The sequence below is a fragment of the Chryseobacterium gregarium DSM 19109 genome, assembly GCF_000430845.1.
GTDB classification, from domain to species: domain Bacteria; phylum Bacteroidota; class Bacteroidia; order Flavobacteriales; family Weeksellaceae; genus Chryseobacterium; species Chryseobacterium gregarium.
Genome location: NZ_AUMU01000014.1, coordinates 119,521 through 133,610, shown reverse-complemented (window position 1 = coordinate 133,610; position 14,090 = coordinate 119,521). Strand labels below are relative to the sequence as shown.

The window sequence follows — 14,090 nt, the reverse complement described above, 5'->3', positions numbered from 1 at the left end:
CAATGGTTTTGCCTTTGTGATGATATTTACCGATAAATTTGTAAAATGTAGATTGTAAAAAGTATGAATGATATAAGTCATTAATACCTGATACAACAATACATTCCTACACTATATACAACCTTTAGGGTGGTTTTAGCGGTGGGGCTCACCTGTTCCCATTCCGAACACAGAAGTTAAGCCCACCAGCGCCGATGGTACTGCGAAAGCGGGAGAGTAGGTCGCCGCCAGTCTTTATCTAAACCCCTCCTTCATCATCCGATGAAAGAGGGGTTTTTTTGTTATATATACATACTTTAACTCTAAGAAATATCTAGACTTTAATATCTATAAATACATACATAGATTTTAGGCATGCCATATATCGGAAAGAGATCAATTCATAAATCATTATATTTGAATTTATTTAAATCAGCAGAATGAACGAGATCTTCAAACAACAGGTTTGGGAAATCACTAGATTAATTCCTGAAGGAAGGGTGACCAGCTATGGAGCTATTGCGAAAGCAGTCGGTTATCCGAACCATTCACGCCACGTAGGAAAAGCTATGGGAGGCTGCCCGGAAGATGTTCCGGCACATCGCATTATTTCGGCTTCAGGAACTTTATCCGTCCCTGAGTTCCAGCAAAAACTGGAAGCTGAAGGAATTCTTATAGACAATTTCAGAATTAAAAATTTTAAGAAATTATTTTGGGATCCGCTTGCTGAACTTTGATATTCTTGTTTTTATTTTTGAATTTGATGCTTTCCGGGTTTTTATAATATCATTTTTGCTAAACATTAATTTAAAATAACCGAGTAAAGACGGGATCAGTAAGGTGGTAAACAAACTGCAGATTCCTAAAGCCCAGATCGGCATATCATCTTTTCTTCCCTGAAAATATTCCCAGATTGACCAAGAGAATACAATAATGAATCCTAACATGGCTCCGGGAATAACAATATAGGCGAAAATGCCGCCAATGATTTTCCAGATAAAGGAAATATCCCGGTCAAAAGCATATAATGCAATTCCGAGAACCGCAAGGCTGAAAATGAAGAAAAATACCAATACAATTCCTGTCAGCAGTTTATCTTCGCCGAAACTTAAATTTTTTACTTCATCATTACCTTCTTTGTAAGAAACCTGTATTACAGTTCCAATGGCCATCGGATCATTTGAACCGTAATCAAGAGGCAATTGAATGATTTTATTTTGATCACCTTTAAATTCCACAACAGGTATTTGTGTCTCCGTTAATGGCTGATATGAAATAACCTTTGCTTCATACCTTTTATCAAAAGCAGAGGAATATGCTGAAGAAACAATGATTTCACCGAGCATAAAAAAGAAGAATGAAACAAACCCGATCATCAGGCCCGGAAAAATCAGAGATGATACTGATGTTTGTATATTCTTTTTTCTCTTCTTCTGATAGAGCTTAGAGATGATTAATATGGTAAAAATTAAAGCGTATATCATTCTCTTTTTAATTTACGGTTATTCTTAAGCTTTGAAACGTCTTTTAAAAAATTGACCACTTCTTTCTGATTAAACAGGACAAAGACCGCAATGAAAAATAATATCACCAGATAGGTCAGTGCAATTTTCAGTTTCTCCGTCTCCAGAAAAGCTGAAAAAAATACAAGGGGAATTAATAATATAACAGAAAAACCGTAGGTCATTAAAATATACTGAACAATATTCTTTAAGAACGGAATTTTTTTCACAAGGCTATGTAACATAAAAAGGCCTATCGTTATAACTGGAAAACCGATGGCCATTCCGCCCCAGAATCTGGTTGAGTTTATAAAGTCTCCTGCAATACCTAAATCTACTGTCATTTTTAATTAATTTAAAATCCTGACTCCTTTGTATTCTTTTTCCTGTTCTGTAAATTTCAGCATTTCCATTTTTTGATACTTCATCATTTTGGCAAAAACCATATCCGGGAAAACTTCAATTCCGGTATTGTATAAATTAACGGAATCATTAAAGTATTCTCTCCGGTCGGAAATCATATTTTCCAGTTCGCTTAACCTTTTCTGCAGGTCAAGATACGACTGTGATGCTTTTATTTCCGGATAATTTTCTACAGAAACCAGGAGAGACTGCATTTTACCACCGATTTCTCCTGCAATTTTTACTTTATCATTGGTTTTTTCAGACTGATGGTATTGGGTCCGGAGTGCAGTTAATTCTTTTAAAACCGTATTTTCATTCAGTGCCGTAGCTTTTACAACCTGAACAAGATTCGGGACTTCATCGGCACGCTGCTTTAGAATAACGTCAATATTGGCAAAAGCTTTATCTGCATTATTTTTCAACATGATGATCTGGTTGTAAGACCTTACCAGAAATGATACGACAGCAACGACAATAATGATAAAAACAAGTATGGGGATAAGCATTGGTGATGATTTTTTATTTAAAAAAGTCAAACGGATTATTTGAGAAATTTTTTGTGATCCGTATAGGCTCAAAAATGAGTTTGCTCCCCTGTATTTTTACCGGTGCTAAAAAAATAAATGCCGAAATTACCGAAATGCAAAGAATTGTGGCAACGGCTCTTAATTTTAAAGGTCTCCATTTATTGGCAAAACTGACCATTTCATAGGGCGCCATTCCGAAGAGTTTTTTACGGTCATCATATCTGAAAATGGTTTTTGAACCTTCATAAAAAGCCTGTCCGATCATTAAAATTTCTGTCGTTTCATCAAGAATATATTCCCGGTACCGCTCACTTCCTACTTCTCTTTCAAAGGCCGGCGAAAAGCTGATCCATTCCAGTTTTTCTGCCTGAATTTCAATACTTCCTGAATCATCTGTCAGCATGAAGTTTTTAACATTGATGTCTTTTTTAACCTGCCGGTAAGATTTACTGGTTTTTCCATCATCATCGCGAGTTTCCGTAATTTTATCGACGGTATAAATATAGGCTACACAAGCTGTAGAAGTGTAAGGTGAAACTATTGGTGTTATCGCTTTTGCTTTTCCGCAGATTTCCGCAAGCCCGATCGCAACACTTCTAATTTTTGAGGTGGAAAGGTTACGCTGGTAAAAATAAAAACGATTGTGATGGTTGGGTAAAACCGAAGTGAGAATAATAATAAAAATAATAATAAAGAATGAATAAATCCCAAAGTAAAAGAAAGCCAGGTAAACAAACAAAATCCCTAAAGCAGACAGCACTACTTTCCAAAGCGGCTTCTTTTCTTCTCTGGCCTTTTTTAAAGTTTCAAGGGCACCCTGAATTCCTTTTTTTATAAATCCGGCAATGGATAAGACAAACACCGAAGCAAAAAGCCCGATGAAGATGATGCCGGACTGTTGCGGAAATAAAAAATAGCCTGCAGCAACAATCAGCGGATCAACAAGATAGATGATCCAGGAAGGCTTTGCGGTAAGCCTGAAAAATGCTTCTAAAATAATGGTATGGAAAAAAGCGATTCCCATGCTGAAAAGCATCAAAAAAGGAAGCATCTGAATCTCAATTTCAAACATTTGCAAATGGTGTTTATACAAAAGTATAATTTACAAACGGAATACCGGATATGGGGAATGAGGTATATGGATAAAAAGTTTCGGCGGGGCTGCAAGCCCCGCCGAAACAAAGAATATCTCTAAAAATTTATATAAGTTTCTGATAGCTTTTCTGGATAAAGTTGGTAAGATCTTTACCTTTCAGCAAATTCTGGGAAAGTTTAGCCAGGTCTACGGCATATTTAATCAGGTTTTCCTTTTCTTCAGCATTCTCGGTTTTCAGAATCTGATCGGCAAACCCACTGTTGGAATTCACTACGAGATTATACATTTCCGGGAAGCCGCCCATACCGAACATTCCGCCGCCTCCTGTGGCCTGCATATCTTTCATTCTTCTCATAAATTCAGGCTGCGTAATGGTGAACGGAGCATCAGTGCTGTCCAGGTCTTCCAGTTGAACGGTGAATTTCTTATCATTCACCGCTTCTTCCACGTTTTTTTTCAGGGATTCTTTTTCCGTTTCCGTTAACTTGGAAATAACCGGTTCATCTTTTTTGATCAGGTTATTAATATGGTCTGCATCAACCCTTACAAATGAAATGTTATCTTTCGATGTTTCCAGTTTCTGGATGACGTGAGAAACTACAGGAGAATCCAGTAAAATAACTTCATAGCCTTTATCTTTTGCAGTTTGGATATAACCGTGCTGTTCATCGGCATTTGATGCATAAAGAATGATCAGCTTGCCGTCTTTGTCAGTTTGGTTAGGCTTAATTTTATCCTCCAATTCATTCCATAAGAAATAAGTGCCGTCAGTGGTTGGGTATAATGTGAATTTATCCGCTTTTTCAGCAAATTTTTCTTCCGTTACAATTCCATATTCGATGACCACTTTAATATCATTCCATTTTTGTTCGTAATCTCCACGGTTTTCGTTGATTAAAGAAGCCATTTTGTCGGCAACCTTTTTGGTGATATAAGAAGATATTTTCTTAACCGCTCCGTCAGCCTGTAAATACGAACGGGAAACGTTCAGCGGAATATCCGGAGAATCAATAACTCCACGCAGGAGCATCAGGAAATCAGGAACGATGCCTTTCACTTCATCCGTTACAAATACCTGATTCTGGTACAACTGAATTTTGTCTTTTTCAATATTCAGACTGTTGTTCAGTTTCGGGAAGAATAAAATCCCGGTTAGATTGAAAGGATAGTCAACATTCAGGTGGATATTAAACAGAGGCTCTTCAAACTGCATCGGATACAGTTCGTGGTAGAACTTCATATAATCCTCATTCGTCAGTTCGCTTGGAGCGATAGTCCAGGCCGGAGTAGGATTGTTAATGATATTGTCTACTTCTTCCGTTTCTGCTACTGCATCTTCCGCAGCATCTTCCGGTAAAGGCAAAGTATGGGTTTTGGTTCCGAACTTGATCGGAACCGGCATGAATTTATTATATTTCAGCAACAGCTCACGGATTTTTCCTTCTTCCAGAAACTCTGTTGAATCTTCTGCAATATGAAGGATAATTTCAGTTCCTCTGTCGGTTTTATCCGTTGTTTCTTCTAATGTAAATTCTGGGCTGCCGTCACAGATCCAGCGGACAGCCGGTTCGTCTTTATAAGATTTCGTTACAATTTCCACCTTTTCCGCAACCATAAATGCAGAATAGAATCCAAGTCCGAAATGCCCGATGATGCCTGAATCCTTAGCCGAATCTTTATATTTTTCCAAAAACTCTTCAGCTCCGGAAAATGCGACCTGATTGATGTATTTTTCAACTTCTTCAGCCGTCATCCCGATCCCCTGGTCGATGATACGAAGGGTTTTCTGCTCCTTATCGATCTTTACCTCAAGTTGTGGATTTCCGTAGTCCACTTTTGCTTCTCCGATGCTCGTTAAGTGCTTTAGCTTTAAAGTCGCGTCCGTTGCATTGGAGATTAATTCTCTTAAGAATATTTCGTGGTCACTGTAAAGAAATTTTTTGATAAGCGGGAAAATATTTTCCACAGATACATTAATATTTCCTTTAGTCATAATAATTTAGTTTTGATTTGTCTTAATGTTCACAAAAAAAATACCATGTAACAGAAAGTGACAGATTGGCATTGTTTATACCTTTAGTAACTGTAAAACGCAGTTAATTTTCTGTTATAATACCTATTATTACTCCGAAATTTCCATCTTCCTGAATCCAGTTTTCTTCAGGTAAATATGCCCTTGACACAAAGCCGTCAAGATATAGTGCATTTTTACATCCCAAACTTTTAAATAATGAGGCGAAGTGGTAAAAGTTTATTTTTTTCTTAGACATTACAAAAACAGGATTTCCGTTTTCCAATATTCCAACCCCGTTTCTGATATTTAAATTTCCAGAATTTTTATTGAAAACAGGATTTATTTTTCCATCGATGACAAGCATAGGGCCGGACTGAGTAGCAAACTTTATATTTGAATTTATTTTAAAATTTTCAGTGGAAATGACAGCAGGTTCATTATCTTTTGTAAGATAAAAAACACCGTTTGGTTTTAAATAAAAATTTCCTTCACCACTTAAAGTGTCGATAGAATGTAAAGTTTTGAAATTTTCTATATACAATCCTTTCGGGATGTTATTCTGAATGAACATTCCGCCATTCATAGCAAATTTTAATCTTTGATTTTGGGAAGTAATATAATCTTTTAGATTTTTAATGTTTTTGAAAGGTTGATTCTGATTATTTTTCCAGAAGAATTCTATTTTGTCTTTTTTCATATCAGCAGAATAGATGACAAAATCAGGACTGATCTGCCTGTCTCTTCTGCAGGAAAATAATACGATCAGTGATAAAACAGATAATATTCGGAATAGGATCTTCAGGTTCATTTGGGTTTTATTTAAAAATTACATAAAAAAAGACAGCTCGAAAGCTGCCTCAATGTATTTTAAAATTAAAAAATTTATTTTACTTTATTTTTCAACTCTTCTTTGATCTTGTTTTCCAGTTCCTCAGCAAGTTCAGGATTGTCTTTCAACACATCCTTTACCGCATCACGGCCTTGTCCAAGTTTAGTTTCTTCATAACTGAACCAAGAACCGCTTTTCTTCACAATTCCCTGTTCTACAGCCTGGTCCAGGATTTCTCCTGTTTTAGAAACCCCTTCACCGTACATGATGTCAAATTCTGCCATTTTGAAAGGCGGAGCTACTTTGTTCTTCACAATTTTCACTTTTACACGGCTTCCCACTGCTTCATCACCGTTTTTAATCGGAGCACTTGCTTTTCTGATATCCACTCTCACCGAAGCGTAGAATTTCAATGCGTTACCACCGGTTGTCGTTTCAGGGTTTCCGAACATGACGCCGATTTTCTCTCTCAACTGGTTGATGAAAATTACCGTACATTTTGTTCTTGAAATCGTAGCTGTTAATTTTCTCAAAGCCTGAGACATCAATCTTGCATGAAGGCCCATTTTAGAGTCTCCCATTTCACCTTCAATTTCAGCCTTTGGTGTCAATGCAGCCACTGAGTCGATCACAACAATGTCAATAGCTCCTGAACGGATAAGGTTATCAGCGATTTCCAAAGCCTGTTCACCATTATCCGGCTGAGAAATGATCAGGTTTTCAATATCGATTCCTAGTTTTCCTGCATAACCTCTGTCAAAAGCGTGCTCTGCATCAATGAATGCAGCAATGCCGCCTGCTTTTTGAGCCTCAGCAATGGCATGAAGTGTTAAAGTTGTTTTACCTGAAGATTCAGGTCCGTAGATTTCGATAATTCTTCCTCTAGGATATCCACCCACTCCAAGAGCGATGTCTAATCCCAAAGATCCGGAAGGAATAACTTCAATGGTTGTATCAATAGTACTGTCGCCTAAGGTCATTACCGTCCCTTTTCCGTAGGTTTTGTCAAGCTTATCAAGCACTAAGGCCAATGCTTTTTTCTTATCGTCTATATTGCTCATCTGTCTTTTAAATTAATAATCAAATTTACAAAAAAATACACTTAAAAACTAATATTATATACCATTAAAAGCTTCTTTGATCGTTAAAAAAAGTATAAATTTTTGCTATATTCATAATCTGATAATAATGATAATTTCTTTTAAAATAAAAAATTACTTTTGAAGAAATAGTTATTTAAAACGCATTGATTTTCAGTGTTTTATTTATTTTAATAAATGATAGCAGCTGTTTTGTATAAACTTTCTCCACTAATGAAAATTTGAGTTTTGAGTGATCTTCAGGTAATCGTTCAGAACTTTCATCTGGTCTTTATTTCCCTTCTTAATTCTTGCTTTGCGGCTGACCATCCGATCATATACTTTGTTGACCGCCCTTTTGATTTCGGGGAAAACTTTTCTGTAGGAAACTTCCGGAATCTTAAGCCTTCTGCATACTTCATCATCAAGCAGGAACCAAGTACAGCAAATGTGCAGGTAACGTAGGTTTTTTCTCTGAAAGGCATGTTTCATAATAGGATTTTCAAGAGATTCATTCAATAGAGAATGGGCAAGCAGAACAGAATCTTGGTCTGCGGAAGGCTGAACCGATGTCCATAGATAAAAATATTCGGTAGCTTGCTTTCTGTTGTTAGGCAAAAGGTTTTCAGGAATTCCCAGCAGGTACCCTACATATTTCCAGAGGTGGAAAAGTCCGTTTTCTTCTTCGGCTGAGAATGTATTTCCCAGTTTATGCAGGCTGTGGAGGAAAACCAGGCTGAAACCGATGTAAGTCGCCATCATGTCCCATGAATTGATGGGTTCTCCCCAGTTTTCAGTATCCCATTCTTTGTAGTGTTTTCTGATGGAAAGCCTTGCATATGAATGGATCATCCTGGTCTTTATAGCAAATTCGTATCCTTTTTTATGAATTTCGAGAGCATCGTATCTGGTAACATTGACCCAGAAATCAAGGGTTTCCGAAAGTCTTTTGACAGCACCCTTTTTTAAAGCTTCTGTGATGACCAGCGGTTTGTTGAGATAAGCATAATCATAACCGCCCATCAGGCAGTAATCCCGAAGGGAAATAAGCGCGTCGAGATTGCTTCTCATGCAGAGTTCTGCACCGCTTCTGAGCAGGTCATAATCGAGCCAGTCGGGAATCTTCTGGGTTTGAGAAAACATTTCTTTTACGCTATCCGGGACAGGATCATGATCAGCAACTCCGTTTCGGATATAGTGTTCTATTTCTTTGGAAGCTTCATGAAAATTTTTAGTAAGGTAAAGGTCTCTGATGATCCGATCGCCTGTTTCATCCACATGATAATAATAGGGCGCAAACTTTTCAAAATGAGTAAAGTTCACTTCAGCACCGGAAAATTCGATCAGCTGTTTCCCATTGCCTTTCGCCCAGAAATCTTTAAAATGAAGGGAATCTTTAAAACGCGGGTGCATGATCTTTTTTTCCATTAAGGTAAAATTGCAAGTTTTGCGCCGAACGGAGCGTGAGATTTATCACTGCTTACATAAATACTAAAAATACCACAAACGGGTAATTTTTTCGTGTTCATTGAATTTGAAAATTTGTATAAAATTGATTATCATGAAAACAAAAATTTTATTGCTGTTACTGCTAGGGTGGGCTGGAATAGCTTTTGGACAAGAAAAGAAAACAGGAAATCTTGAAAATTTACTTGACGAACTGGTTGAATCCGACACTACCTATATTAATGATACCAATTCATTAGTTTCTGCATATACATTTACTCAAATGGTTAAAAAAGATTTTTCGTTGTTAGTTACTGGATCTCCAGAAAATACTCAAGTTGGAAAATATGCCGCCTTGTCAGTGGATAAGAATGAACAGAGTTTTTCTTTTAGTCCTATTAATTATATTGTCTATGGAAATGATGCTTCTAAACCATTTAGACATGTATTGGCAATAAATGCGAACGGAAAACTTAATAATGATGGTTTTTTTGATTTTTCAGATAGGAGAAAACTTCAGGTTGGTGGAAGCTGGACCTCTCTTTGGTATTCAAAATACTTTTACAGTTTGCCCAAGAAACAAAAGAAATTCACTAAAATGTATAGCTTAATAAGAAATAAGATATTGAATGATGTGAAAGATGAAGATGATCTGGAAAAACTTGTAAATAATGAAAAAGATGCACAAGATTATGAAAATATCTACCACCAAGAGGTAGAAAAATATGAAGACGCTATATATAAGAATTATTGGACAACAAAAGTTTTAGCTTGGACTAAGCTCAATATAGGATATGCAGAAGATAAGCTAAAAATTGTAGATAGTGTCAATAGTCAGAATTCGGTGATGGAGCCGATTAACAAAAATGTAAGAGGTGCCTATTTTTCATTATCAGGAAATATCTTCTATGGTTTAAAAAATGGCTTTAGCTTTTATTTAAATGCACAATTAGCATATTTAAGAAAGACTTCTTTATCTGAAATATATTCAACAGTTGACTGGAATAAGGTACAATACGGTAATGGAACTGATAAAACTGTTTACTATGATATGGAGGGGCAAAGTGTTTATATTGCGGATCTTACTAAATTTGAAAAAAAATATAAGCGTGATATAGCAGTACAGTTGTTATGTTTTATACCACTCGGTCAACAAAATTTAATAGGTCTGGACTTAGCATATCAAAACAAAGAGTTTATTACTCCAGGTACAAAAACCCTTACAAGTAATAAAAATATTTACAGCATAGGAATTATGTTTCCCTTGAGAGATAAGGAGGGTAAAATAACAATAAATATTGAACCTTTCTGGAAATCTACGTCCTTTAATAATTATGATTCAGGATTGGATGAAAGTTTTTGGGGTGTTAAATTTGGGATTCCCCTTAATCAAATATTTTAAAATAGTGATGCGAGTTTTATTCTGATTTGTTTCTATTTCAAACTAAAAAGCAAAACCTTCCCATTGGGAAGATTTGTATTATTCATTGCTCATTATTGATTAAAGAATCAGCATGGTTCAGCATTTTAAAATATTATTTTCCTTCAGAAATGCCTCCAGCTTTTCCTTGTTTTGTACAGAGAAAGATCTTTTTTTACCATTTTTCAGTTTTAAAAAAATGATCTCCTGTCCACCTGTGATAAATGCTTTTCCATATTTTCTTGAAAGCCTTACTCCCCAGCCTCCGAAATCTGAAATAGGATCTGTGTGTACGAGTTGGATTTCTTTAATTTCATCCCATCTGATTTTTTTCGGCTTCAGCATGAAAGGGAAAAAATAATATTCAAAGTATTGTGGATTTAGATTTAACTTTAGAGCCGAACATAAGAACAGTAAAGTCAACGGAATGGTGATAACAATGACGATTAAGGGTGATTCATGGTCTTTCAAGAGGATAAAGCTCCCCACAATAGCCTGAAAGATGAGAAGAATAGCAAAGGCCTTAGGAAAGCCTGATTTTTCCTGAAATATTCCTGAATCCATATCCGTATTAAAAATAATAAATTTAATGGTACAAAAAAACCTTCCGGATACGGAAGGTTTATATTATGAATTGCTGTTAATTATTACTTGGTTAAAGAAGCAGCGTGGATCAGCATATCCACTAATTTATTGGAATATCCCATTTCGTTGTCATACCATGAAACAAGCTTCACGAATTTAGGAGACAGCATAATCCCTGCATCCTTATCGAAGATTGAAGTTCTCTTATCACCTACGAAATCCTGAGAAACCACTGCATCTTCAGTATATCCCAGAATACCTTTTAATTCCCCTTCAGAAGCCGCTTTGATGGCCGCACAGATTTCTTCGTAAGATGTTGATTTTTCCAGTCTTACCGTTAAATCTACTACAGAAACATCAACCGTAGGTACTCTGAAAGACATTCCGGTTAATTTTCCGTTCAATGAAGGAATTACTTTTCCTACCGCTTTAGCAGCACCTGTAGAAGAAGGGATGATATTGTTCAATGCAGCTCTTCCGCCTCTCCAGTCTTTCATAGAAGGACCGTCAACGGTTTTCTGAGTTGCCGTTGTAGCATGTACGGTTGTCATAAGACCTTCTTCAATCCCGAAGTTATCGTGGATTACTTTAGCCAATGGCGCTAAACAGTTGGTGGTACAGGAAGCATTGGATAAAATTTTGATATCGTCAGTAAGTTCAGTATGGTTTACCCCCATTACGAACATCGGCGTATCATCTTTAGAAGGAGCGGAAAGGATTACTTTTTTTGCTCCGGCGTTGATGTGCTTCGCCGCATTTTCTTTATCTAAGAATAAACCTGTAGATTCAACGATATAGTCAGCTCCGATTTCATTCCACTTTAGGTTATTCGGGTCTCTTTCAGCAGTTACCCTGATTTTCTTTCCGTTTACCACAAGATCGTTTCCTTCTACAGAAACTTCTCCCGGAAAAATACCGTGTACAGAATCATATTTAAGCATGTAAGCCATATATTCTGCATTAATCAGGTCATTGATTCCTACCACTTCGATATTATCTCTTTCAGTCATTGCTCTGAATACAAGACGTCCGATTCTACCAAACCCGTTGATACCTACTTTGATTGTTGACATAATAGTTTGTTTTAAATTATATTAAAAAATATTAGATTGCTAAAATTTCCGAAATCAGTAAAAGATCTTTATTGATTTCGTTGTGTTTTTTAATGGCTTCCTCAATTGGTGTATATACCAGATCATTGGAACGCATGCCGGCCATCACATTGGTCTGTCCTTCCATTAATCCGGTTACCGCTCCATAGCCTAATCTGCTGGCCAGAACACGGTCTGCACAGCTGGGAGAACCACCTCTCTGGATATGCCCTAAAATGGCCACACGGATGTCATAATCCGGGAATTCTTTTTTTGTTTTTTCTGCCAGTTCGTAAATGTTGGCTAATTTTTCACCCTCCGCCACTACGACAATGCTGGATGCCTTGCCTGTTTTTTCCGCATTTCTGAAATTGGCAAACAGTTCATCAATGCTGTCTTTCCGTTCAGGAATCAGGATATCCAGAGCCCCGGCTGCCAGTCCGCTGTTTAAAGCGATAAACCCTGCATCACGGCCCATTACTTCCACGAAGAAAACCCTGTTGTGCGAAGTAGCCGTGTCACGGATCTTGTCAATCGCTTCCATAGCGGTATTCAGTGCCGTATCATAGCCGATGGTATTGTCAGTCCCGAAAATATCATTATCAATGGTTCCCGGAACACCGATCACCCTGATTCCGAATTCCTCATTAAAGATTTTTGCTCCGGTAAACGTTCCGTCTCCGCCGATACATACCAATCCGTCGATTCCCAGCTTTACACAGTTGTTGTATGCTTTCTGCCTTCCTTCTGCGGTTTTGAACTCCATGGATCTGGCGGACTTAAGAATCGTTCCGCCCTGGTTGATTATATTTTTTACGGAACGGGGACCCATTTTCAGGAAATCGTCGTTGATGAGGCCGTTATAGCCTTCCCTGACTCCGTAGCATTCAATATTATAATAATTAGCGGTTCTTACTACCGCTCTTAATGCTGCATTCATACCCGGAGAATCTCCTCCTGAGGTAAGAACTGCAATTTTTTTCACAGCACTTTCTTTCATCTGGTAAAAAATTTCGAACACAAATTTACAAAAACAAGTTCAGATACAGGCAGTAACTTAATAAGAGTTTTGAATATAAATGATTAAAACTGTCTAAAATTTGTTGGTTTGAAAATGTACCTTGCCGTTTTGGTCTCAGGATGGTCAACATCCAGGTGATACCAAGGAGAAATTCTCTGGCTGAAAGGGTTGGAAAGCATATGGATGGATTGTGCAGGGGTAAAGCCTTCACTCAGTAAAAACAATTTTTCCCCTTTTTGATTGCGGCAGACTCCTGAAATAAAGACCACATGTCCCGGACTTCCCGGCGTAATCAGGATGTCTCCTGTTTTAAGATCTGTATTTTTAGTAACCGGCCGCGTTTCCTGATGCAATGAAATGGTTCCGGCATAATTAAAAATCAGATCAAGATAATTCCTGAAATTCCCATACGAATCGTCAAATCCGGCTGTTTTCCTGAAGCTTACGGAATTCCCTGCTACGAAAGATCGTATGCCGTTTTTATAATCATTCCATGAAACCAGGTCTCCGCTGGTAAAATGAAATTGTATTTTATCAAACCGTTTTGTCTGGAACAGGTATTCTGCTCTCAGTCGGATAACAGCATCGGCACACTGCTGTAAATCCTTGGGGCCGGTATCAATATCAAAGACCGCTTCGTGGAGATGTTGTGTTGCAATCGGGGTTCCGTCGTATTTCAAAATCCGGCTTCCGTACGGTTTCAGTTTGAAATTTTCAATAAAGTATCCGAAAGAACCGGGCTTTTCTTCAAACCATACATAATTTTTTGGCGGAGAAAATCTTTCTTTAATCGTATTCTTATCTTTATTAATCTGAATTGCATCTTTTGAAATGGAATTTTCAGATGTTTCATTTTCAGTATTAAGTTTAGATGAATTCCTATCACTGTTACAACCTGCAACAGCAATAAAAATGAGTCCCGAAACAATTCTTTTCATGGAGGTTTAAATCTTACCCGAAAGATATAAAAGTTCTCGCTTAAACGGTATGGAAAAATGAAGCGTTTTTAAATTCATCAGCCTTAAATTCACATCAATCTGTGTAGTTATAATAATCTGCATGAAATTACTTTGCGAAGTGAAGTTAAAACAGGATT

General features: G+C 37.1%; 14 protein-coding genes and 1 rRNA gene. 3 read left to right on the top strand and 12 right to left on the bottom strand.

Annotated features, from left to right (window positions below; genetic code table 11):
* The first annotated feature begins 125 nt into the window (after positions 1-125).
* Both rrf and H561_RS0116035 read left to right on the top strand, forming a co-directional pair.
* Positions 126-233, top strand: a 5S ribosomal RNA gene (rrf, locus tag H561_RS0116040).
* Positions 234-419: 186 nt separating this feature from the next.
* Entirely contained in the window at positions 420-716 is a 297-nt protein-coding gene (locus H561_RS0116035) for an MGMT family protein (protein WP_027387942.1), read from the top strand.
* On the opposite strand, the gene H561_RS0116030 is transcribed toward H561_RS0116035, so the two are convergent.
* The 8 genes from H561_RS0116030 to H561_RS22640 all read right to left on the bottom strand — a co-directional run bounded on the left by H561_RS0116030 (position 687) and on the right by H561_RS22640 (position 8,859).
* Positions 687-1,463, bottom strand: coding sequence for a hypothetical protein (locus tag H561_RS0116030; protein WP_027387941.1), 777 nt, complete (start codon positions 1,461-1,463; stop codon positions 687-689). The two genes, H561_RS0116035 and H561_RS0116030, sit on opposite strands and share 30 nt — an antisense overlap.
* A complete protein-coding gene (locus H561_RS0116025; RefSeq protein ID WP_027387940.1) occupies positions 1,460-1,825 on the bottom strand; it encodes a hypothetical protein in 366 nt (121 codons plus the stop codon). The genes H561_RS0116030 and H561_RS0116025 overlap by 4 nt, the downstream gene beginning before the upstream one ends.
* Positions 1,826-1,831: 6 nt before the next feature.
* Positions 1,832-2,392, bottom strand: coding sequence for a LemA family protein (locus H561_RS0116020; RefSeq protein WP_027387939.1), 561 nt, complete (start codon positions 2,390-2,392; stop codon positions 1,832-1,834).
* 13 nt (positions 2,393-2,405) lie between these two features.
* Positions 2,406-3,485 (bottom strand): hypothetical protein, encoded by a 1,080-nt coding sequence (locus tag H561_RS0116015; RefSeq protein ID WP_027387938.1) that lies wholly within the window; start codon positions 3,483-3,485, stop codon positions 2,406-2,408.
* A 127-nt stretch (positions 3,486-3,612) separates the two neighbouring features.
* Complete coding sequence (gene htpG / locus H561_RS0116010; RefSeq protein WP_027387937.1) at positions 3,613-5,502, bottom strand: molecular chaperone HtpG; 1,890 nt, start codon at positions 5,500-5,502, stop codon at positions 3,613-3,615.
* 103 nt (positions 5,503-5,605) lie between these two features.
* Entirely contained in the window at positions 5,606-6,331 is a 726-nt protein-coding gene (locus H561_RS0116005; RefSeq protein WP_027387936.1) for a phosphodiester glycosidase family protein, read from the bottom strand.
* A gap of 74 nt (positions 6,332-6,405) precedes the next feature.
* Positions 6,406-7,413, bottom strand: a complete 1,008-nt coding sequence (gene recA, locus H561_RS0116000; protein WP_027387935.1) for a recombinase RecA — start codon at positions 7,411-7,413, stop codon at positions 6,406-6,408.
* Between the two features lie 249 nt (positions 7,414-7,662).
* Entirely contained in the window at positions 7,663-8,859 is a 1,197-nt protein-coding gene (locus H561_RS22640) for an oxygenase MpaB family protein (RefSeq protein WP_034762478.1), read from the bottom strand.
* Positions 8,860-8,992: 133 nt separating this feature from the next.
* Between H561_RS22640 and H561_RS0115990 the strand changes: the two genes are divergently transcribed.
* Complete coding sequence (locus tag H561_RS0115990; protein WP_027387934.1) at positions 8,993-10,279, top strand: hypothetical protein; 1,287 nt, start codon at positions 8,993-8,995, stop codon at positions 10,277-10,279.
* A 117-nt stretch (positions 10,280-10,396) separates the two neighbouring features.
* On the opposite strand, the gene H561_RS0115985 is transcribed toward H561_RS0115990, so the two are convergent.
* The 4 genes from H561_RS0115985 to H561_RS0115970 form a co-directional block, all read right to left on the bottom strand.
* A complete protein-coding gene (locus H561_RS0115985) occupies positions 10,397-10,861 on the bottom strand; it encodes a hypothetical protein (protein WP_027387933.1) in 465 nt (154 codons plus the stop codon).
* A gap of 83 nt (positions 10,862-10,944) precedes the next feature.
* Entirely contained in the window at positions 10,945-11,955 is a 1,011-nt protein-coding gene (gene gap, locus H561_RS0115980; RefSeq protein WP_027387932.1) for a type I glyceraldehyde-3-phosphate dehydrogenase, read from the bottom strand.
* A gap of 31 nt (positions 11,956-11,986) precedes the next feature.
* Positions 11,987-12,973: a 6-phosphofructokinase gene (pfkA, locus tag H561_RS0115975; protein WP_027387931.1), complete on the bottom strand. Its 987-nt coding sequence runs from the start codon at positions 12,971-12,973 to the stop codon at positions 11,987-11,989.
* A gap of 83 nt (positions 12,974-13,056) precedes the next feature.
* Positions 13,057-13,932, bottom strand: coding sequence for a DUF4846 domain-containing protein (locus tag H561_RS0115970; protein WP_027387930.1), 876 nt, complete (start codon positions 13,930-13,932; stop codon positions 13,057-13,059).
* Positions 13,933-14,090: the final 158 nt, after the last annotated feature.